17 protein-coding genes are annotated in these 19,924 nt (G+C 72.4%); 9 read left to right on the top strand and 8 right to left on the bottom strand.

The genetic code is table 11. The features are described 5' to 3' along the window. Positions 1 to 29: 29 nt before the first annotated feature. The 3 genes from OG711_RS06680 (at position 30) to OG711_RS06690 (ending at position 3,111) form a co-directional block, all read left to right on the top strand. The gene (locus tag OG711_RS06680) at positions 30 to 524 is read left to right on the top strand and encodes a RidA family protein (protein ID WP_073782375.1); all 495 of its coding nucleotides are present in this window, start codon (positions 30 to 32) and stop codon (positions 522 to 524) included. Between the two features lie 123 nt (positions 525 to 647). Continuing rightward, positions 648 to 1,394, top strand: a complete 747-nt coding sequence (locus OG711_RS06685) for a FadR/GntR family transcriptional regulator (RefSeq protein WP_079184190.1) — start codon at positions 648 to 650, stop codon at positions 1,392 to 1,394. 85 nt (positions 1,395 to 1,479) lie between these two features. Further along, complete coding sequence (locus tag OG711_RS06690; RefSeq protein WP_329558724.1) at positions 1,480 to 3,111, top strand: gamma-glutamyltransferase family protein; 1,632 nt, start codon at positions 1,480 to 1,482, stop codon at positions 3,109 to 3,111. Between the two features lie 421 nt (positions 3,112 to 3,532). Here OG711_RS06690 and OG711_RS06695 read toward each other — a convergent pair whose 3' ends face one another. Together OG711_RS06695 and OG711_RS06700 are read right to left on the bottom strand one after the other, a co-directional pair. Further along, a complete protein-coding gene (locus tag OG711_RS06695) occupies positions 3,533 to 4,411 on the bottom strand; it encodes an isocitrate lyase/PEP mutase family protein (protein WP_329558725.1) in 879 nt (292 codons plus the stop codon). Between the two features lie 44 nt (positions 4,412 to 4,455). Beyond that, positions 4,456 to 5,136, bottom strand: a complete 681-nt coding sequence (locus tag OG711_RS06700; RefSeq protein WP_073782369.1) for a GOLPH3/VPS74 family protein — start codon at positions 5,134 to 5,136, stop codon at positions 4,456 to 4,458. Between the two features lie 369 nt (positions 5,137 to 5,505). Here OG711_RS06700 and OG711_RS06705 point away from each other — a divergent pair, with 369 nt between their 5' ends. The 4 genes from OG711_RS06705 to OG711_RS06720 all read left to right on the top strand — a co-directional run bounded on the left by OG711_RS06705 (position 5,506) and on the right by OG711_RS06720 (position 9,698). Next, positions 5,506 to 7,149: an ABC-F family ATP-binding cassette domain-containing protein gene (locus OG711_RS06705; protein WP_329558726.1), complete on the top strand. Its 1,644-nt coding sequence runs from the start codon at positions 5,506 to 5,508 to the stop codon at positions 7,147 to 7,149. A 252-nt stretch (positions 7,150 to 7,401) separates the two neighbouring features. Beyond that, positions 7,402 to 8,178 (top strand): dimethylargininase, encoded by a 777-nt coding sequence (gene ddaH / locus OG711_RS06710; RefSeq protein ID WP_266506384.1) that lies wholly within the window; start codon positions 7,402 to 7,404, stop codon positions 8,176 to 8,178. Between the two features lie 168 nt (positions 8,179 to 8,346). Then, positions 8,347 to 9,318 (top strand): acyl-ACP desaturase, encoded by a 972-nt coding sequence (locus OG711_RS06715; protein WP_073782363.1) that lies wholly within the window; start codon positions 8,347 to 8,349, stop codon positions 9,316 to 9,318. A 131-nt stretch (positions 9,319 to 9,449) separates the two neighbouring features. Beyond that, positions 9,450 to 9,698 carry a WhiB family transcriptional regulator gene (locus OG711_RS06720; protein WP_073782361.1) on the top strand — a complete coding sequence of 83 codons (249 nt, stop codon included), beginning with the start codon at positions 9,450 to 9,452 and terminating at the stop codon, positions 9,696 to 9,698. A gap of 43 nt (positions 9,699 to 9,741) precedes the next feature. Here the strand turns inward: OG711_RS06720 and OG711_RS06725 are convergent, their stop codons facing one another. The 6 genes from OG711_RS06725 to OG711_RS06750 form a co-directional block, all read right to left on the bottom strand. Further along, complete coding sequence (locus tag OG711_RS06725; protein WP_329558727.1) at positions 9,742 to 10,533, bottom strand: VOC family protein; 792 nt, start codon at positions 10,531 to 10,533, stop codon at positions 9,742 to 9,744. 182 nt (positions 10,534 to 10,715) lie between these two features. Continuing rightward, positions 10,716 to 11,138 carry a cupredoxin domain-containing protein gene (locus OG711_RS06730; protein ID WP_329558728.1) on the bottom strand — a complete coding sequence of 141 codons (423 nt, stop codon included), beginning with the start codon at positions 11,136 to 11,138 and terminating at the stop codon, positions 10,716 to 10,718. A gap of 184 nt (positions 11,139 to 11,322) precedes the next feature. Beyond that, positions 11,323 to 12,597 (bottom strand): hypothetical protein, encoded by a 1,275-nt coding sequence (locus OG711_RS06735; RefSeq protein ID WP_329558729.1) that lies wholly within the window; start codon positions 12,595 to 12,597, stop codon positions 11,323 to 11,325. 19 nt (positions 12,598 to 12,616) lie between these two features. After that, the gene (locus OG711_RS06740) at positions 12,617 to 12,925 is read right to left on the bottom strand and encodes a hypothetical protein (protein ID WP_329558730.1); all 309 of its coding nucleotides are present in this window, start codon (positions 12,923 to 12,925) and stop codon (positions 12,617 to 12,619) included. A 208-nt stretch (positions 12,926 to 13,133) separates the two neighbouring features. After that, positions 13,134 to 13,490 (bottom strand): hypothetical protein, encoded by a 357-nt coding sequence (locus OG711_RS06745; protein WP_073782353.1) that lies wholly within the window; start codon positions 13,488 to 13,490, stop codon positions 13,134 to 13,136. 342 nt (positions 13,491 to 13,832) lie between these two features. After that, positions 13,833 to 14,912 (bottom strand): multicopper oxidase domain-containing protein, encoded by a 1,080-nt coding sequence (locus OG711_RS06750; RefSeq protein ID WP_329558731.1) that lies wholly within the window; start codon positions 14,910 to 14,912, stop codon positions 13,833 to 13,835. Positions 14,913 to 15,112: 200 nt separating this feature from the next. On the opposite strand from OG711_RS06750, the gene OG711_RS06755 reads away from it, so the two are divergent. Next, complete coding sequence (locus tag OG711_RS06755; RefSeq protein ID WP_405672885.1) at positions 15,113 to 17,665, top strand: ThuA domain-containing protein; 2,553 nt, start codon at positions 15,113 to 15,115, stop codon at positions 17,663 to 17,665. Beyond that, positions 17,665 to 19,902 (top strand): OmpL47-type beta-barrel domain-containing protein, encoded by a 2,238-nt coding sequence (locus OG711_RS06760; RefSeq protein WP_329558732.1) that lies wholly within the window; start codon positions 17,665 to 17,667, stop codon positions 19,900 to 19,902. Before OG711_RS06755 ends, OG711_RS06760 begins: the two co-directional genes overlap by 1 nt. Positions 19,903 to 19,924: the final 22 nt, after the last annotated feature.

The raw sequence follows: 19,924 nt of genomic DNA on the forward strand, positions 1-19,924 counted from the left end.
GGCCACCCGCACCCGAAGGCACGCACTCCATGGCGCACACCGATCCCGAGACCCGCGTCCGTGAACTGGGTCTCGTCATCCCCGACTTCGCCGCCCGGCCGTACTACGGCACGGACTACGGGTCGATGAAGCCCCACCACATCACCGGAAACCTGCTCTTCCTGGGCGGCCACACCGCCGACGACGCGGACGGCAACGTCCGCAACCCGGGCCGCCTCGGCGCCGATGTGACCGTCGAGCAGGGTTACGAGGCCGCCCGGCTGACCGCCCTGAACTGCCTCGGCGGCATCCGGCTCGCCCTCGGCTCGCTCAACCGGGTGCACTCCCTAGTACGCTCGCTGTGCTTCGTCGTCAGCACCCCGGAGTTCGAGGACGTGCACAAGGTGTCCTCGGGCGCGACGGACCTCTTCCGGGACGTGTTCGGCCCCGAAGCGGGGCTCGGCGGACGCGCCACCATCGGGGTGATGAGCCTCGCCCGCCGGAGCTGCTTCGAGAACTGGCTCACCGTCGAGATCGACGGCTGACCCACCCGGGACGGCGGTCGCGCGCACCGCCCGGCCGGCGCGCGCGGCCGTGCCGCACGGCACCCGTCCACCGCCCGGCGGCCGGGCCCACCCGGACCGCCGCCCCGCCCGAAAGGCCCATCGGTGACCGTCGACTGGACCCTGATCGCCCCCGAGGCAGCCCTCGGACCCGACCGGCTCGCCGGACGCCTCCAAGGGCTCATCGAGGAGGGTCGGCTGCCCGCCGGCACCCGAATCCCCGCCGAGCGCGAACTCGCCGAGCAGCTGCGGATCTCCCGGGCCTCCGTCCGCGAGGCACTGCGCGAACTGGAGCTGCGCGGACTCGTCGACCGCAAGCCGGGCCGGGGCACGATCGTCACCGGCACCACCCGGCCCGATCTGCACGCCCGTCAGCTCGGGGACATGGACGAGGCGGCACGGCTGGTGCACGAGGTCATGGACCTGCGCTCGGCCGTCGAACCGCCCGTCGCCGCGCGGGCCGCGCTGCGTGCCACCGAGAGCGATCTCCAGCACCTCGCCGGACTGCTGTCGCAGGCCGAGCTGGAGCGCGGACGCGACAATCTGGCCGCCCTCATCGAACTCGACGGCGCCTTCCACGTCGCCGTCGCCCGGGCCACCCACAACCCGATGCTGACCCGGCTCCTCGAAGCCACCAACGAGTGGGTCGGACCCTCCCGTGACCCGCAGTACCAGTCCACGGAACGCCTGGTCGCCTCACTGCGCGGGCACCGCCGTATCCTCGCCGCGCTGATCAGCCACGACAGCGAGGCGGCGGCCGAGGCGATGGCCGACCACCTCAGCGAGGTCCAGGGCATGATCATCGACAGTCTGGGGCGGGGCACCCACGACACCGCGGAACCGCGACCCTGACCTCGCCGCACCTCAGCCCACCCTCTTCTCCCCCGCGCGAACGCCGTCCCGTGCCGGTGCCGCCGCAGCAAGGAAGGCCGCCGTCATGAACGCCGTACCGCCCGCCCAGCCCGCCTCCGCCGCCGCGCCCTTCGCCTTGGCCGCCCCGCACGCCCTGGCCACCGGGGCCGGGGACGCCGTCCGGGCGGCGGGCGGCAACGCCGTCGACGCCGCGCTCGCCGCTGCCATCGCGCTCACGGTCGTCTATCCGCACCAGTGCGCGGTCGGCGGCGACCTGATCGCCCTGGTCGCGCTGCCCGACGGACGGACCCTCACCGTCAACGGCAGCGGAGCCGCCGCGGCCGGAGCCGACCCCGGGGCCTTCAGCGGCCCCCTGATGCCGGTCACCGGCGCGCGGACCGTGACCGTCCCGGGCGTCGTCGCGGGCTGGGCGACCCTGCACGAGCTCGCCGGACGGCTCCCGTGGGCGCGGCTGTTCGACGCGGCCGTCACCTACGCCCGGGACGGTGTGCCGACCGCGCCCGGGGTCGCGACCGCACTGCGCCAGGAGGCGCCGCTGCTGCTCGGGGACCCGGGGATGCGCGAGGTGTTCTTCCCGGACGGCGTCCCGCTCGCCACCGGTGCGGTGCTCCGTCAGCCCGCCCTCGCCCGTTCCCTGGCTCTGCTCGCCGAGCGGGGCCCGAAGGCCCTGTACGACGGGGAGTTGGGCGCGGGTCTGGTGGAACTGCTGCGGTCCCTGGGGTCGCCGCTCACCAGGGACGACCTGGCCCGGCACACCACCGAGGTCACGGAGCCGCTGGGCACGGTGTTCCGGGGCGAGGAATACCTCACCGCCCCGCCCAACTCGCAGGGCCTGCACCTGCTCCAGGCCCTCGCCCTGGTGGAACGTATGCCGCGCGACGCCGAACTGCTCGGCGCGGACGCATCGTTGTTGGCGCGGATCTTCGACGCGATCACCCAGGACCGGGACAGCCATCTCGCGGACCCCCGCCAGGTGGACGTCCCCGTCGCAGAGTTGCTCGGGGCGGCCCATCTCGACACGGTCGCCGAACGGGTTCTCGGCGGTGAGCGGGCGCTGGGCGGTGAGCGGACCGCGTCCGTGCCCGGTGCCGCCCGGCGGGCACAGGCCGCGCGGCCCAGCGGGGACACCGTCGCGGTGGTCGCGGCCGACGCCGAGGGGTACGCGGTGTCGCTGATCCAGAGCCTCTTCCACAGCTTCGGGTCCGGCATCCTCGACCCGGGGAGCGGAATCGTGCTGCACAACCGGGGGTCGTTCTTCGACCTGGCGCCCGGCGCCCCCAACCGGCTCGCCGGGGGGCGGCGTCCGGCGCACACCCTGATGCCGGTACTGACCCGGCGGGACGGGGTGATCAGCGGCGCCCACGGCACGATGGGCGGCAAGGCTCAGCCGCAGATCCATACGCATCTCGCGCTGCGGCTCACCGCGGGGGACGATCCGGTGCGGGCGCTGGGCCGGCCCCGGTGGGTGATCGGCGGGCTAGGGGTGGACGAGCCCGCCGGGGTGGCCTCGGTGGAGGGATCGGTGCCCGCGGAGGCGCTTTCCGCGCTGGTCGGGGCGGGGTACCGGGCGGAGGTCCTTGCCGAGTTGGACGAGCAGGTGGGGCACGGGCAGGTGGTGCGGCGGCGGGAGGACGGCGGGTTCGACGCGGGGACCGATCCTCGGAGTGACGGGGCGGTGGCCGTGCGGCGGGCCTGACGCCTTCGCTTGCGCCTCCGGGTGCTGCCTCCTGCTGTTGTCCGCCGGGTGCGGGTCAGTCCTCGTTTTTGCGCAGTTCCCCGCGGGGCGCCTTCGCTTGCGCCTCCCGGTGCTGCCTCCTGCTGTTGTCCGCCGGGTGCGGGTCGTTCTCGCTTTTGCGCAGTTCCCCGCGCCCCTTCGGGGGCGCTGCCTTGCTGGGGCTTGCTCCTCGGGTGCGGGTTGTCCTCGTCTTTTGCGCAGTTCCCCGCGCCCCCTGGCGGGGCGCTGCCTGGTACCGCTCGCTTCTCGGGTGCGGGTCGTTCTCGTTTTTGCGCAGTTCCCCGCGCCCCTTTGGGGGCGCTGCGCGGTACGGCTCGATCCTCGGGTGCCCCGCGCCCCTTTGGGGGCGGTGACCGGCTGGGGGGCTCTGCTGTGGGGCTGGTCAGGGGTGGGGGAAGAGGGTGTTGGCCTCTTTGTAGGGCATGGCCCCGGTGAGGGCTTCGTAGGTGCCGGTGGTGAGGGCCTCTCGGGCTGCTGACCGGACGAACGAGTGGGCCGCGCGGGCCAGTCCGGAGCCCAGGGTGACGCGGGCCACGCCGAGTGCGGCCAGTTCCGGGACGGTCGGCAGGCCCGGTCCGGCCAGGATGTTGAGGGGGCCGTCCACACCGTCGGCCAGGGCACGGATCTCGTCGGGGTCGCGGACCCCGGGGACGAAGATCCCGTCCGCGCCCGCCGCGAGGTACGCGGCGGCCCGCTCCAGGGTGCGGGCGAGCCGGGTGGCCGGATCGCCGACCGACTTCCAGTACGTGTCCACCCGGGCGTTGACGAACAGCGGCACGCCCTGCGCGTCGGCCGCGCCACGGGCGACGCGCAGCCGGGCGGCCTGGTCCCCCACCGGACGCAGCGGGGTGGCGGCGTCCCGCTCCGGGTCCCCGTACAGGGCGTCCTCGATGTTGACGCCGACCGCACCGGCGGCGAGCACGATCTGGACCGTGGCGGCGATGTCCGGGGTCTCGTCGGCGTAGCCCGCCTCGATGTCGGCGGTGACCGGTACGTCGACGGCCGCCGCGATCCGTGCCACCGCGTCGAGCGCGCGGTCCCGGTCGAGCCGCTCACCGTCGGGGAGACCCAGTTCCCAGGCGATCCCCGCGCTGGTGGTGGCGACCGCCAGGGCGCCAGCGGCCACGATGAGCCGGGCGCTCGCGGGGTCCCAGGCGTTGGGCAGCACCAGCGGGCGGCCCGGCACATGCAGGGCGCGCAAGGCACGGGCCTGCGCCACCGGGTCGACGGCGTCCACGGGCGGCTTTGTCTCGTACGTCATGGCGGCCACTCAAGCACGCGGGGGGCGCGGGCGCGGGGACCGGCTCAGCCGCTGGTCGCGGCACCGCCCGCGACCACCGTCGTCGTCGTGACGATGAGCGCCGTGCGCAGCTCCTGGATCACCTTGCGCAGCGCCGGGGCCGCCGCGCCGCTGCGGGCCGTGAGGGCCTCGGCGCGGGCCTTGTGGGCGCGGTACTCCTTGGCGGAGGCGAGGGTGCGGACCTCGCCCGCGACGGCGAGGGCGACCAGTGCGGCGTCACGGGCGGGAACGTCCTCGACGGGTGCCGTGCCGACGAGCACACAGCGGGCATCGTCCCGCAGGGCGTCCACGACGGCGGGCCGTTCCAGGGTGTGGTCGACCGAGGGGAAGACCCCGAGGACGCGTTTGCGGTCGACCCCCAGATGACCTTCGGCGACAAGCTGTTCACGAACGGCGTCAAGGGTGACGCGGGCGCGCGAGCCGACCCAGGACTTCCACTTGCGGGGCGCCGACTCGCCGATCAGTTCCAGCAGCCCGTCGAGGACGGTGTCCCCGGCGCGGGCGTCCGGGTCGACCGGCCGGACGACCCCCTCGTCGTCGACCAGCAGCCCGCGCTGCGCCAGCTCCGTGAGGGCTCCCGCTCTGACCAGGTAGTGCAGCTGACTGGCACCGGTGATCTTGAGCCGGGTGGTGTCCCACGACAGCAGATAGAGCCGGGCAGGCAATGAGAGCGGGCCGAACGGCACGGAGTTCCTCCAGGGCGGCGTGGAGAGGGAGGGGCCGCCCAGCGCCACGATAAACGCTTGACTTCCCGTGGGCCGATTTCTACGGTGGAGAGGCACTGCCACCGTTGATGGGAGAAGGACGTTGCTCTACTGAGGTCCCGGGACACCGCGTCACACAGTCCGGTCCGATCCGCTGTGTGCGAAGTGTGCGACCTCGGTGCACGAGCCGTCCGCCCGTACGGGGCAGTCCGGTCCGCCTTTCCGGCGGCGGCCTCCCGCGTTCCCCGCTGAACGCCCCCGTCACGGCGCGCCCCGCCTCCGGCCGTCCGGTCCCCGCTTCCCGGTGTCTCCACTCGTCGCCCTGACCATGACGAGCGACCAGGAGGCCGCATGTCTACTCCGAATCCTTCCCGCAGCGCTTCCCTCACCCTGACCTCGCTGTCCTTCGCCTGGCCCGACGGCACGCCGGTCTTCGACGACCTGCACACCGCCTTCGGTCCGGGACGGACCGGCCTGATCGGGCTGAACGGCTCGGGGAAGTCCACCCTGCTCCGACTGATCGCCGGTGAACTCACGCCCGTCGAGGGCTCCGTGCTCACCGCCGGTGACATCGGGTATCTGCCCCAGGACGTCACGCTCGACACCGCGCTGCGGGTGGACGAGGTGCTGGGGATCGCCGCGACCAGAGCCGCGCTGCTCGCCATCGAGGCGGGTGACGCCGCCGAGGAGCACTTCGCGGCTGTCGGTGACGACTGGGACGTGGAGGAGCGGGCGCTCGCCACGCTCGCCGGTCTGGGGCTGGGGCACATCGGTCTCGACCGGACCATCGGCGAGGTGTCCGGTGGTGAGTCGGTGCTGCTGCGGCTGGCCGCGCTGCTGCTGGAACGGCCCGCCGTACTGCTGCTGGACGAGCCGACGAACAATCTCGACCTGGACGCCCGGCGGCGGCTGTACGCGGCCGTGCGGGCCTGGACGGGGGTGCTGGTCGTGGTCAGCCACGACCGTGAACTGCTGGACCTGGTCGATCAGGTCGCCGATCTGCGCGGCGGCGCGATCACCTGGTACGGCGGCAACTTCACCGCGTACGAGGAGGCGCTGGCCGTGGAACAGGAGGCGGCGGAGCGGATGGTCCGTGTCGCCCGGACCGATCTGCGCCGCCAGCAGCGCGAACTGGCCGACGCCCAGGTCAAGCTGGCCCGGCGCAAGCGGTACGGGCAGAAGATGTACGACACCAAGCGTGAGCCGAAGATCGTGATGAACGACCGCAAGCGCACCGCCCAGGTGTCGGCCGGCAAGCACCGCGTCATGCACGAGGACAGGCTCGCCGGGGCGAAGGAGCGTCTCGACGAGGCCGCCGGAGCCGTACGGTCGGACGACGAGATCCATGTCGATCTGCCGTACACGTCGGTGCCGCCGGGGCGCACCGTGCTGACCCTGCGGGAGCTGGAACTCCGGTACGGCTCCCGGGTGGACGGTGAGCTGTGGGTGCGCGGCCCGGAGCGGATCGCGCTGGTCGGCAGGAACGGGGCCGGGAAGTCGACGCTGCTGCGGACGATCGCCGGTGAGCTGTCGCCCGAGGCGGGTGAGGCGGTGGCACATGTGCCGCTGCGGTACCTGCCGCAGCGGGTGGATCTGCTGGACGAGGAGGCGACGGTCGCCGAGAACGTCGGGCGGTTCGCCCCGCAGGCCACCAACGCGCTGATCAGGAACCGGCTGGCCCGCTTCCTGTTCCGGGGTGCCCGTGCCGACCAGCGGGTGTCGACCCTGTCGGGCGGCGAACGGTTCCGGGCGGCACTGGCCTCGCTGATGCTGGCGGAACCCGCGCCGCAGCTGCTGATGCTGGACGAGCCGACGAACAATCTGGACATGGCCAGCGTCCGGCAGCTCACCAGCGCGCTGGAGTCGTACGAGGGGGCGCTGATCGTGGCGAGTCACGATCTGCCGTTCCTGGAGTCGCTGGGCATCACCCGCTGGCTGGAGCTGGACGGCGCACTGCGGGAGGTGACACCGCGCGACGTGGCGGGGCTCGGCTAGTCCGCGTCCCGGCGAACGGTGCCCGTCCAGGAAGGGGGACCAGGAAGGGGGACCGGAGGGGGAAGGGGCGCGGCGGGGGCGCGGGCCGGGTGTGCGGGGCGCGTCCGCGGGCAGGGGTACCACGCGAATCGGCCGTCGGTTGTGCCCGGGGGCTGTTTCCCGTCAGGTGGCCGGTTGCATGATGGCCGCCGTACGCGAGGGGGCCGTACCGGCCCCCTCCGCGCCCGTGCCCGTCGAGACGGAGAGCCGCCTGTGCCCAGCAAGAAGGCCCTGATCCGCCGTCCCGGTCCCCGGCTCGCCGAGGGGATCGTGACCCATGGCACGCGGGAGCCCGTCGACGTGGATCTCGCGGTCCGGCAGTGGGAGGAGTACGCGGCGGCGCTGGAGGCCCATGGGTGGGAGACGCTGGAGGTGGCGCCCGCCGACGACTGTCCGGACGCGGTGTTCGTGGAGGACACCGTCGTGGTGTTCCGCAATGTCGCCCTGATCGCGCGGCCCGGCGCCGAGTCCCGGCGAGCGGAGACCGCCGGGGTGGAGGAGGCCGTGGGGCGGCTGGGTGCCTCGGTGAACTGGGTGTGGGAGCCGGGCACGCTGGACGGCGGCGATGTGCTGAAGATCGGGGACACCCTGTACGCCGGGCGGGGCGGGCGGACCAACGCGGCGGGGGTCCAGCAGTTGCGGGCGGCGTTCGAGCCGCTGGGGGCCCGGGTCGTCGCGGTGCCGGTGGACCGGGTGCTGCATCTGAAGTCGGCGGTGACCGCGCTGCCGGACGGCACGGTGATCGGGTACGGACCGCTGGTCGACACGCCGAGCCTGTTCCCGGGTTTTCTGCCGGTGCCGGAGGAGTCCGGGGCGCATGTGGTGCTGCTCGGCGGGGCCCGGCTGCTGATGGCGGCGAGCGCGCCCCGGTCCGCCGGGCTGCTCGCCGGGCTGGGCTTCGAGCCCGTCCTGGTGGACATCAGCGAGTTCGAGAAGCTGGAAGGCTGTGTGACATGCCTCTCAGTGCGGTTGCGGGAGCTGTACAGCTGACCCGCATGGACCCGCTGGTGAATGGCCGGATTCGGATGTTTTCCACCACCCCGGCTGCGAGGTGCCTTTACGGCGGGTTTAACCTACGGGTTCGTAACCTACGGGTTCGTAGCCTACGTTGCCGTAGGTTGTCGTCCCCAGCACGTACTCCCCTCCCCAGGAGCCCCAGTGACGCTCACCTCTCCCCACCTCGGCACCTCGTCCACCTGGACGGATGCCCGGCTCCTCCATGCGCTGGAGGAAGTGGTCGAGCAGGAGCTGAACCGTCATCTGAAGGTCGCCAAGGACTGGATGCCGCACGAGTACGTGCCGTGGTCGGACGGCCGTAACTTCCCCGGCATCTTCGAGGACGGCGAGGCCTGGGGCAAGGAGCAGTCCAAGGTCACCGAGATCGGCCGGATCGCGCTCGTCGTCAACCTCCTCACCGAGGACAACCTCCCCAGCTACCACCACGAAATAGCTTCCCTGTTCGGCCGCGACGGCGCGTGGGGCACCTGGGTGCACCGCTGGACCGCCGAGGAGGGCCGCCACGGCATCGTGATGCGGGACTATCTGCTGGCGTCGCGGGCGGTGGACCCCGACAAGCTGGAGGCGTTCCGCATGTCGCACATGTCGGAGGGCTTCGAGTCGGACAACCGCCACTCGATGCTGCACTCCGTCGCGTACGTGGCCTTCCAGGAGCTGGCGACCCGGATCTCCCACCGCAACACCGGCCACCAGTCCGGTGACCCGGTGTGCGACCGGATGCTGGCGCGGATCGCGACCGACGAGAACCTGCACATGGTCTTCTACCGGAACCTGCTGAAGGCCGCGTTCGAGCTGGCGCCCGATCTGACGATGCAGGCCGTGCGCGACGTGGTCGTCGACTTCCGGATGCCCGGTCACGGCATCCCCGGCTTCGAGCGGGCCGCGGCGCAGATGGCGATCGGCGAGGTCTACAACATGCGCATCCACCATGACGACGTGCTCCAGCCGGTGCTCCGCTTCCTGAAGGTCATGGAGATCGACGGGCTGGGCCCCGACGGTCTGAAGGCCCAGGAAGAGCTCGGGCTCTACATGGGCGGTCTCGACGCGGAGGCGAGCAAGTTCGACGAGCGGCTGGCCGCCCGCAAGGCGCGGATGGCCGCCCGCAAGGGCTGACCGTACGACGGTGGGGGGCACGGGCCGCGGGCCGGTGCCCCCCACCGTCGTTCCCGCTGTCGACCCCGCCGGACCCCCGGATGAACAGCGCGTTGATCGTTTGTTTTTCGCCACCGTGCACGATCGGTGGCATGCAGATCGACAGTGACCTGGAGCAGGCTTCCGACTGGCAGGAGCGGGCGCTGTGCGCGCAGACCGGCTCCGAATTCTTCTTCCCGGAGCCCGGCAGCTCCGTACGCGAGGCCAAGCGCATCTGCCGGATGTGCGACATGCGCGAGGCGTGCCTGAGGTACGCGCTCGCCAACGACGAACGCTTCGGTGTGTGGGGCGGGCTCTCCGAGAAGGAGCGGCTGGACCTGCGCCGGGAGGCCGCCGCCTGACCGGCCCGGCCGGGGCGCGACGGGGTGCGGTGCCGGCGCGGGTTCAGTCCTGGCGGGCCGCGCTGCGGATCACCGCGAACCTCGCTCCGTAGGGGTCCGCGACCTTGGCGATCCGGCCGACGTCGGGCAGATCGGTGGGCGGCATCCGTACCTCACCGCCGAGCTCCTGGACCCGCGCCGCGACCGCGTCGGTGTCGGTGACCTCGATGTACGGCGTCCAGTAGGGGCCCGCCGCGATCTCCGCCGGGTCGGCGTCGACGGGCAGGAGACCGCCGAAGGTGCCGCTCTCGTCGGCCCCGGCGGGGCCCACGGTCGTGTACGTGCCGCCGCCGAAGGGGATGTCGGAGGTGTGCCAGCCGAAGACCCCGCCGTAGAACTCCTTGGCCGAGGCCACGTCCGGGGTGTACAGCTCCGTCCAGCACAGCGAGCCCGGCACGTCGACCAGGTCGAGGCCCTTGTTGGTACCGGGCTGCCAGATGCCGAAGCGGACACCCTCGGCGTCGCGGAGGAGCGCCATCCGGCCCTGCTCCATGACGTCCATCGGGGCGAACTCGACCGAGCCGCCGTGCTCCGAGGCCGCCGCGGCCGTCGCGTCGGCGTCGTCGCTGCGGAAGTAGACCGTCCAGCTCGGTGACCCCTGGTCCGCCGTGACGGTCATCCCGCCCGCGACGGTCCCGCCGTCGAGCTGGAACATGCCGTACCCGCCGGCCTCCGGACCCGCCGAGCGGAACGTCCAGCCGAACAGCGCCCCGTAGAAACCGAGGGCGCCGTCGAGGTCGGGGGTGCCGAGGTCGAGCCAGTTCGGGGCGCCGTGGACGTAGGGGATGGTGAGCATGATGCCCTCCTCCTGGGACCCCGGCCGGTCGCGGACCGCCGCTCCGTCCCGGTCCCGGGTACTGGGTGCCGGGCCCCGGGCACGGGCCGCGGGGCCCCCGGTCGTCCTTCCCCACCGAGTGTTCCACCACGGCCCGCCGCCCGCCGCCGGAGCGGAGGGACGCGGCCGGTGACCGGCGGCGGTCAGCCGACGACGAGCGTGCCCAGCATGGACGGATGGATCGTGCAGGTGTACGGATAGCTGCCGCGTTCGCCGGGCGCGGTGAACGTGGCGGTGGCGCCCGGCGCGATGTCACCGGTGTCGAAGGCGTCGCCCCCGGCGGCGGTGACGGTATGGGTCACCGAGTCCTCGTTGGTCACGGTGACGCGCCCGCCCGGGGCCACGGGAAGATCGGCGGGGACGAACGCGAAGTCCCGGATCACCAGGGCGGCCCGCGTGGAGCCGGACGGCCCGGTGGCCGAGGGCGTCGCGGACGACGGGGTACTTCCGCCGCCCCCGCCGCCCGAGCACGCGGCCAGCGGCAGGCACAGCACGGCGAGCACGGCCACGGCGGCGCGGGCCCGGGACCGGCGGGTCGGCCGGTGGCGCGGTGACCTGACATCCATACGGGCTCCGGGGTCCGGCCGCGTCCTCGGCGGCGTGCGCGCCCCGGGCACGGGGCCGTCGGCCTCACTAGAGCGCGCGGCGACACGGAGGGCCACCGGGCACAGCCGTCCGGATGACGCCCCGCGCACACCGTTCGGGTGAGCTGATTCCGGACATCCCCGTACCTCCCGCCCCGGTGAGGGATCAGACACCGACCGTGGCGGCGGGAGCGCGCGCGGCGAGAAGAAGGTCCTCGTAGGTGTGATGGCGGCGGGTGGTGGTGCGGTGGTGCAGCAGCCCGGCGGCGCGCGTGTGGTCCCCCGTGTCGACGAGGGCGCGGGCGAGGGTGTCCTGGACGATCTCGCGCTCGACCCGCACCCCGCCGATACGCTCCACCCCCTCACCCAGACCGCTCAGCAGCTCCACCGCCACCCCGGGACGCCCGGCGGTGATCTCCGCCAGCGCCCGTACGACGGGGGCGAGGACCTCGCGGTAGTCGGCGCGCTCGTCGGCGGCGGCCCGGCGGGCCAGGACGTACAGATCGTCGGTGGCGGCCTCCACGGCCAGGGCCAGGGCGAGATTGAAGGTATGGAAGACCTCGGCCGTCCCGCCCGGCGCGGCGAGCAGCTCCCGCACATGGTCCAGGTCGCTCCGGCCCGCCGGTGCCTGTCCGGCCAGGAGCAGGCGCCAGTTCGTCGCGGCTCTCATACCGACGTCCGTGCGGGCCAGTGCCGTGTCCGCGCGTCGGCGCGCGTCCGGGAAGTCGCCGCAGGCGAGGGACTGGAGTGCGGCATGCCAGTTGAGATGCCGTGACTGCGCCGCGTGCGGGTCGGCGCGCAGCCACTCGTCCAGGAAACCGGCGCCGTCGGGACCCGCCCCCAGCTCGTGCTCGGCGTGCGCGAGGGCGTGCGCTGCCACGCCCGAGCGGGGGTGGAGGGCCAGGGCCCGCCCGGCCAGTCCGTGCGCCTCCCGTACCCGGCCCTGCTCCGCCCGGGCCGCCGCCAGCCGGCCCGTCCACGACCAGCTCTCCGGACCGGCCAGCGCCGCGTGCTCCTCCACGAGGGCATCGCCGTGCGCACGGTAGGCGTCGTCCCCGCACGAGGAGAACGCGCCCAGCATGAGACCGGCGAGCTCGTCGGCGGGCCAGCGTGCGAAGTGTCCCACCAGGTGATCGGCCGTCAGCCGGTACTGCCGGTGGGTGTGGAGGAACACCCCGTACACCAGGCTCGCCTCCCGCTCACCGGCGGCCTGCGCGTCCCGGTGGGCGATCACCAGCTGCTCCTTGAGCACCGCTTCGTCCCACCGGTCACCGGTCACCAGCGCCAGCAGCGCCCGCGCCACCCCGTGGTCCGGCTCCGAGCCGACCCACTGGCGCAGCAGCGGCAGCGTCCGCCCGCTGAGGGACAGCAGCGCCTCCACCGCCCGCTCGCCCAGCGCGGCAGTCTCCGCTTCCCCGCTCACCGCCGCCGCGCCGGTCACCGGCCGCTCACCGGACCGTTCACACACTCGGTCGGAAGTCGACGGTGCAGACGACGCCGCTGTTGCCGCACTGGTTGCGCCGGAGGTCCAGCGGCAGACCGGTCTGATTGCCACCCCCCAGCCCGCTCCCGGCCGCGGTGACGCCCACGGCACGGGAATCGCCCTGGGTGACACAAGCGTTGCCGAAGACCGCGTTGCCGATCCCGATGATGCTCGCGTGAGCGGCGCCCGCCGGAACCAGTGCCACCCCGGCCACCGCTCCCAGCACCGCCGTCCGCACACCCACACGTCCCGCGCCACCGCGCGTACCTCGTGTCTCCACGCCCATCACGCCGCCTCCTTCGTCCGGGACCCTGTCCCGGTGCCGTACTGGTCACGACCGGCCGGACGGACCCGGCCACCGCACTTGCACCAACGAGTCGGCCCCCGCCCCGACACGCGGAGATCGCCCGGACCCCGTCAACGCGGCGGGGGCGCTCACGCGGACGGGGGCGGCGGCCCGCTGCCGGGCCGCCGCCCCCGTCCGGGGTACCGGATCAGAACTGCCAGAGCAGCACCGAACGCAGCTCCAGCCGCTCCGTGGCCGGGCGGCCGTGGGGACGGAGGTTCCACTCGCGTCCTGTGCAGTCGGCCTCGCTGTAGACGGTCGCCCAGGCGTCCGTGTCGTTCCACGGGGCGACGGCGGGCGAGGAGGCGTCCGGGTCGGCGACCTCGGGCAGCGTCACACACTCCCCGCTCGGCGGGTCCTGGAGCACAGCCGTCCGCAACTGCCCGTCCAGCCCGTGGTACTTGTACGCGAACTGCCCGGTCGCCGCGGCGGCGGTGCCCGACAGGGTGAACAGGAAGGCGAGGGACGCGGCGACGGCGGTCGCGGCGGAGGTACGGAGACGCACGGTGAGGGTGATCCTTTCCCCGGAGCTGCACTGGAACGAAGATCACCTTACGCGTCACCCAGCGTGCCCAAACGATTCTCCACAGCAACCGAACCCACGGTTCATCCCAAAGGACCGAACACCCGAATCGCCGAGGACCACGCACCCCCACGAACAACCGGAACCCGGCAAACAACCACAGCCCCCACCACCGACCCGAAGGGGCGCGGGGAACTGCGCACCCACGGACAACCCGCACCGGAACAAGCGCGCCCACCCCCAAGGGCCCGGGCACGGCAACCGAAGACATCCCGCACAGGAAAGGGAGCCGAGAGAACCCCCCAACCCCCGCGCCCCGCCGCCTCAGTGGGGATGATGCGGCTCGTACCCCGGGATCGTCCCGTCCGGCTTCTTCACCAGGAACAGGCCCACCATGCCCATGTCCGAGTGGCTCTGCACATGGCAGTGGTACATCCAGGCGCCGGCGCCCACGCCCTCCCCCGCGACGATCTGGAAGCCGAACGAGTCGGCGGGCCCGCAGATCTTGTTGTCGATGACCTGGCTCGGGTCGTCGGGCCCGGTGAGCATGCCCGTGCGGTTGTCGGCCCAGCGATGTCCGTGCATATGGAACGTGTGGTAGTACTCGCCGTGGGTGATGACGATGAACTCGACCCGGTCACCGACGGTCGCCTCGAAGTCGGGGCCGCTGTGCGCGGGGCGGTTGTTGATGTTCATGTCGTTGAAGACGACGGTGTGGGTCGCGTCGGGGAGGATGTCGCCCTTCCTGCGGACGATCACCGGCCCGTACAGGCCCTTGCGGATGCCGCCGGTGCCGTGCTCGGTGCCCACCACATGGTCGTGGTAGTGCCAGTAACCCGCGCTGCCCGCCCGCCAGGTGCCGTCCTTGCGGCGGCCGGGCGTGTGGGTGCGCCAGGTGTAGGTCCGCTTGCCGCCCGGCGGGACATCGCTCTTGTTCATGGCGGTGCCGTCGCTGGTGATCTCGTAGTCGAGACCGTGCACATGCAGGCTGACGGCCACGTCCATCGTGTTCTCGAACTCGATGTGCACGGTGTCGCCCTCGTTGACCTCGACGAGCGGACCGGGCACGGACGCCTTGCCCTTCTCGAAGCCGTAGCCCATCCGTCCGTCGGACAGCTTCTCCGCGTACATCTTGATCCGCCGTACCGCTCCCCCGGCGGGCGCGGTACGCGGTGGGGCGGCGGCGGAACTCACCGGTATCGCCGCCGACATCGATGTCAGCCCGGTCGCGACCACCGCGCCCCCGGCGAGGAACCGTCTGCCGAACAGCCGTCTGCCGAAGCCGGGGACGGAGCGCCCGCCCCCGTCCGGCACAGGCCGCTCCGGAGCACCCACGAGGTCCGGACCCGGTGTGTCCGCCCGCTCCGGCACCCCGTCCGGCCTGCCGCCCGTCGCGTCGCGCATCGTCGAACCTCCCGCTCTCGTAAGGCGATCGGCCGGGGCGCGGCGCACCCCGGGAACGGCCACACCGTAACCGCGGAACGATCGTTTCTCCACTCCCAGGACAAAGTTCGGGTTTTTCCGGCGTTACCTATTGGCGAAGCCGCGAAAGAGGTCTAGCTTCGTCGGCGCTGTCGCTGGGATGGCAGAGGGGTGGTAAGCACATGCGGCTGACACCGCATCACAGGCACTCAGCCGTAACTGGGTTGAGCGGATCGAAGGGCGCGCCGACCGGACCGGTCCGCGCCGGGGCCGCGAGGAGGTCCCGCAGACGCTGGGCGGCTGTCCTGGTCACGGGCGCCGTCGTCTCCGGGGGGCTTTCGGGTCCCGCCGCCTCGGCGCGGCCGGACCCGGCACCGTCGCCGACAACGATGTCCCTGCCCTCACCGCCGGGCGGGGCCAAGGTACGGGTGCTGATCTACCACGGCTCGGCGTCCGGCGGTGAGGAGTCACCGGTCGTGAACGCGGGGATCGCGGCGATCGAACGGATCGGGCTGACCGGTCCGGCCGGGCAGCGGTTCGCGGTGACGGCGACCGGCGACCCGGCCGTCTTCACCGATGCCCGCCGGCTCGGCCGGTTCCACTCCGTGGTGTTCCTGACCGGGGGCGGCGATGTCCTCGACCCGGAGCAGGAGGCGGGCCTGGAGGCGTACATGGAGGCCGGCGGCGGCTTCCTCGGGGTGCATGACGCCGCGCGCGCCGAGCCGTACTCCGACTGGTTCACCGGGCTGATCGGGGCCCGTCCGGCGGACGGCGGACCGGTGTCCGCGCAGCGGGCGACCGTGGAGGTCGGGGACCGGGTCCATCCGGCGACCAAGGATCTCCCGGTGCGGTGGAAGCGGCCGGACACCTGGCTGAACTGGGAGAAGAACCCGTCCGGTCAGGTGCACACCCTGGCCCGGGTCCGGGAGTCGACGTACAAGCCGGGCGCGGGCGGCAACGGCTGGGACCATCCGGTGTCCTGGTGCCGGGACTACGACGGCGGGCGCTCCTTCTACACCGCGATGGGCGGCACCGCCGACGCGTGGGACGAGACCGACTTCCGTACCCATGTGCGGGGCGCGCTGCGGTGGACCAACCGGCAGGCGCGGGCCGACTGCAAGGCGTCGATCACCGCCAGCTACCGGGCGGAGCGGCTGACCAAGCCCAATCAGCCGGGGCAGCACGACCAGATCGGGGAGCCGCACGGGCTGGTGACCGCGCCCGACGGGCGGGTGTTCTACATCGGGCGGGGCGGTGCGGACTCCTCCCGTCCGGTGGTCACCGACTGGGCGGACCCGGACATCGGCAAGGGCGAGGGCGAGATCCATGTCTACGACCCGGCGACCGGGCGGGTGAGCCTCGCGGGGTCGGTGACCGTCTTCGGCAACAAGGGCGGCGGCGGTGAGCTGACCAAGAACGAGGAGGGACTGCTCGGTATCGAGCTGGACCCGGACTTCGCGGACAACGGCTGGGTGTACCTGCACTACACGCCGCACGCGAAGGTGGACCGGGACAGGCGGATCGCCCAGCGGTACGTGTCGCGCTTCACTCTCGACCGAACGACGAACAGGCTCGCCGCGTCCAGTGAGAAGGTGCTGCTCAGCTGGCCGGTGCAGGTCCACAGCTGCTGTCACGCGGGTGGTGGGATGGCCTGGGACTCGAAGGGCAATCTCTACATCGCGACGGGTGACAACAACTCCAGCGGCTTCAGCGACGGTTACTCGGGCAACAACCCGGTGCCCGAGTACAAGGGCGTCGGATTCGCCGACGCGCGCCGCACCTCGGGCAACACCAACAACCTCAACGGCAAGATCCTGCGTATCCACCCGGAGCCGGACGGCTCGTACACCCTGCCCGCGGGGAACCTCTTCACGGGCCGGGAGAACGCCGAGGGCGGCGGGAAGACCCGGGGCGAGATCTATGTGATGGGGGTGCGCAACCCGTCGCGGATCTTCGTGGACCGCGAGACGGATGTCCTGTACGCGGGCTGGGTCGGTCCCGACGCGGGCGCGCCGTCCACGACCTGGGGTCCGGCGAAGTACGACACGTTCGCCGCGATCACCAAGGCGTCCAACCGGGGCTGGCCGTTCTGCATGGGCAACAACCAGCCCTACCGTGACCGCAACCTGCCCGATCCGGCGCAGCCGCTGGGCTGGTACGACTGCGCGAAGCCGAAGAACGAGTCCCCGCACAACGACGGTCTCGTCAATCTGCCACCGGTGACGGCGAACAACATCTGGTACTCGCCGCAGGGCGGCGCCCCCGACTACCCCCGGGACGCGAACGGGGTGCCCTCGTACCGGCAGGCGGACACCGAGCTGCTGCTGCCGTGGCTGAAGGGCGGGGCGCAGGCCACCATGACCGGGCCGGTGTACCGCTACGACGCGGCCCGGGACAGTGCGGTGAAGTGGCCCGCCTACTGGGACGGCAAGTGGTTCGTCGGGGACTTCTACGACGGTGACCAGCCGCGTAACGCGGTGCTGATGGACGAGGCGACCCAGGGCGAGGGAGGGCTGCCGGTGCACGCGGAGTCGTTGAAGAAGATCGTGCCGGTGGGTGCCGACGGCATCCGCAACCTCATGGACTGGAAGTTCGGTCCGGACGGCGCGCTGTACGTGCTCGACTACGGGCGGGGCTTCTTCACCTCGGACCCGCGTTCCGCGCTGTGGCGGGTCACGTACCGGGGCGGTGGGCCGACCCCGGCCGCCGCCGACCTGGTCGGGAAGGGGCAGTGATGCGCGGGAGAGGCGGACAATCCGCACGGATCTGGACGGCGCTGCTCGCGTCGCTGGTGATGCTGCTGGGGCTGAACTCGACGGTCGCGTACGGCGGTTCCGACGGTCCGGTCGCGGGTGGTACGTCCGCTTCGGACGGGTCCCGGGCCGCGCAGACGCTGACCTGGACGGCCGACGACGACATCTCCCGGTATGTCTCCGCGCCGGCCACGGCCGTGGCGGGGGCGACGACGATCGTCTTCGAGAACAGCGCGGCCACCGGGAACACCACGGGGATGCCGCACACCCTGACCTTCGACGTGGCGGACCCCGAGTACAACAACGACGTACCGCTGAACATCCTCGCCAATCCGAACGACGACCAGGCGGGCAAGCACACCGCCGAGGTGGTCCTCACCCCGGGCCGCTACCGCTACTACTGCACGATCCCCGGTCACGGGACCATGCAGGGCATCCTCACGGTCACCGATCCGGGCGGCGAGGACGTGACGGCGCCGCAGACCGCGGCGAAGGTCGAGGGCAGCCGGAACACCGACGGCGCGTACGTCGGTTCGGCGTCCGTGACGCTGAGCGCGACGGACACGGGGTCGGGGGTCGACCGGATCGAGTACGCGGTCGGCGCGGCCGGGGCCTGGCAGCCGTACACCTCCCCGCTGGTGGTGAACCAGGTCGGGGAGCACGCGATCCGCTACCGGGCCACCGACAAGGCGGGCAACACGGCGGACGAGCGGACCGAGCGGTTCACGGTCGCCGCGCCTTCCTCGGACGACACGACACCGCCGGAGACCTCGGCGACCGTCACCGGGGAACGCGACGAGCAGGGCCGCTATCTGGGGATGGCGACCGTGACGGTCACGGCGTCCGACACCGGTACCGGCGTCAACACCATCGAGTACGCGCTCGGGGAGAGCGGCGCGTGGCAGCCGTACACGGCTCCCGTGATGGTCCATGAGGCGGGTACCCATCTGGTGCGCTACCGGGCCACCGACAAGGCGGGCAACCAGGCGGCCGGGAAGAGCGCCGAGTTCGTGGTGGTCACGCCGCCCGCGCGGGACACCACCCCGCCGACCGCCGCGGCGGCGGTCACCGGGGAACGCGACTCCAGCGGGGCGTATCTGGCGCGTGCCACGGTGACCGTGACGGCCACGGACTCCGGGTCGGGCGTCGAGCGGACCGAGTACTCGCTGGACGGCGGGCCGTACCTCGCGTACGGGGCGCCGCTGGTGGTGGACCGGGCGGGTGCGCACACCGTGCTGTACCGGGCCTCCGACAAGGCCGGGAACACCTCGGCCGCCCAGCGGGTCGCGTTCACGGTCGTCCCGGGCGGCGGGGTCCCGGGCCCGGCGTGCGCGGAGCACGACGAGCGGCTGACCGTCGCGGTCGGCACGGTGGACACGGGTGTCCCCAACCGGGTCACCGACAACCGGTGCCGGATCAACGAGATGATCGAGGACGAGCGGCAGTGGTCGTCGCACGCCCTGTTCCTGAAGCGTGTGAAGGCGGTGACGGACCGGCTGCGCGCGGCCGGGGCGATCGACCAGCGGGAGTACAACAAGATCAACCGGGCGGCGAAGCAGTCGGGGATCGGCAAGCCGGGTCAGCAGACCGGCTATCGCGCGATCTTCGACGGTACGGCGTCCTCGTTCGCCAAGTGGCGTCATGCGGGCGGCGGTTCGTTCGCGCTGAACGGTGACGGCACGATGACCTCGGGCACCGACCGGGGCGGCCTCGGCATGCTGTGGTTCGCGGAGCGTACGTACGGGGACTTCTCGCTGAAGCTCCAGTGGCGGGACGACGCCCCGGGTGACGGGAACGCCAACTCCGGGGTGTTCACGCGCTTCCCGCGGCCCGAGGGGCATCCGGAGGAGTCCCGTCCGGAGTGGGTCGCCATCAAGTACGGCCATGAGGTGCAGGTCCTCGACCGGCCGGCCGGGGACATGTACAAGACCGGTTCGGTGTACGGCTTCGACCGGGTGCCGCTCGCCGGGGCGGGTGTCACCCCGAAGGGCACCTGGAACGACTACGAGATCCGGGTGGTGGACCAGCGGTACTCGGTGCTGCGCAACGGGGTGCTGATCAACGAGTTCGACAACACGGGCGGCCGGCTCTTCGAGCCGCCCCGGGCGGACGACCCCGGGACCGACGGACGCAGGTTCGCGTCCGGCTTCATCGGGCTCCAGGTGCACGGGACGAGCGATGTGGTCTCGTACCGCGACATCAGGATCCAGGAGCTGTAGCCGCAGCCGGTGCGCACACGGC

The organism is Streptomyces uncialis (genome assembly GCF_036250755.1).
GTDB classification, from domain to species: Bacteria; Actinomycetota; Actinomycetes; order Streptomycetales; family Streptomycetaceae; genus Streptomyces; species Streptomyces uncialis.

What these genes read in the sequence shown, in the direction of transcription:
- OG711_RS06680 (WP_073782375.1), top strand. Translation starts at nt 30, where the DNA reads ATGGCGCACACCGATCCCGAGACCCGCGTCCGTGAACTGGGTCTCGTC.
- OG711_RS06690 (WP_329558724.1), top strand. Translation starts at nt 1,480, where the DNA reads ATGAACGCCGTACCGCCCGCCCAGCCCGCCTCCGCCGCCGCGCCCTTC.
- OG711_RS06695 (WP_329558725.1), bottom strand. Translation starts at nt 4,411, where the DNA reads ATGACGTACGAGACAAAGCCGCCCGTGGACGCCGTCGACCCGGTGGCG.
- OG711_RS06705 (WP_329558726.1), top strand. Translation starts at nt 5,506, where the DNA reads ATGTCTACTCCGAATCCTTCCCGCAGCGCTTCCCTCACCCTGACCTCG.
- OG711_RS06720 (WP_073782361.1), top strand. Translation starts at nt 9,450, where the DNA reads ATGCAGATCGACAGTGACCTGGAGCAGGCTTCCGACTGGCAGGAGCGG.
- OG711_RS06725 (WP_329558727.1), bottom strand. Translation starts at nt 10,533, where the DNA reads ATGCTCACCATCCCCTACGTCCACGGCGCCCCGAACTGGCTCGACCTC.
- OG711_RS06730 (WP_329558728.1), bottom strand. Translation starts at nt 11,138, where the DNA reads ATGGATGTCAGGTCACCGCGCCACCGGCCGACCCGCCGGTCCCGGGCC.
- OG711_RS06740 (WP_329558730.1), bottom strand. Translation starts at nt 12,925, where the DNA reads ATGGGCGTGGAGACACGAGGTACGCGCGGTGGCGCGGGACGTGTGGGT.
- OG711_RS06750 (WP_329558731.1), bottom strand. Translation starts at nt 14,912, where the DNA reads ATGCGCGACGCGACGGGCGGCAGGCCGGACGGGGTGCCGGAGCGGGCG.
- OG711_RS06755 (WP_405672885.1), top strand. Translation starts at nt 15,113, where the DNA reads ATGCGGCTGACACCGCATCACAGGCACTCAGCCGTAACTGGGTTGAGC.
- OG711_RS06760 (WP_329558732.1), top strand. Translation starts at nt 17,665, where the DNA reads ATGCGCGGGAGAGGCGGACAATCCGCACGGATCTGGACGGCGCTGCTC.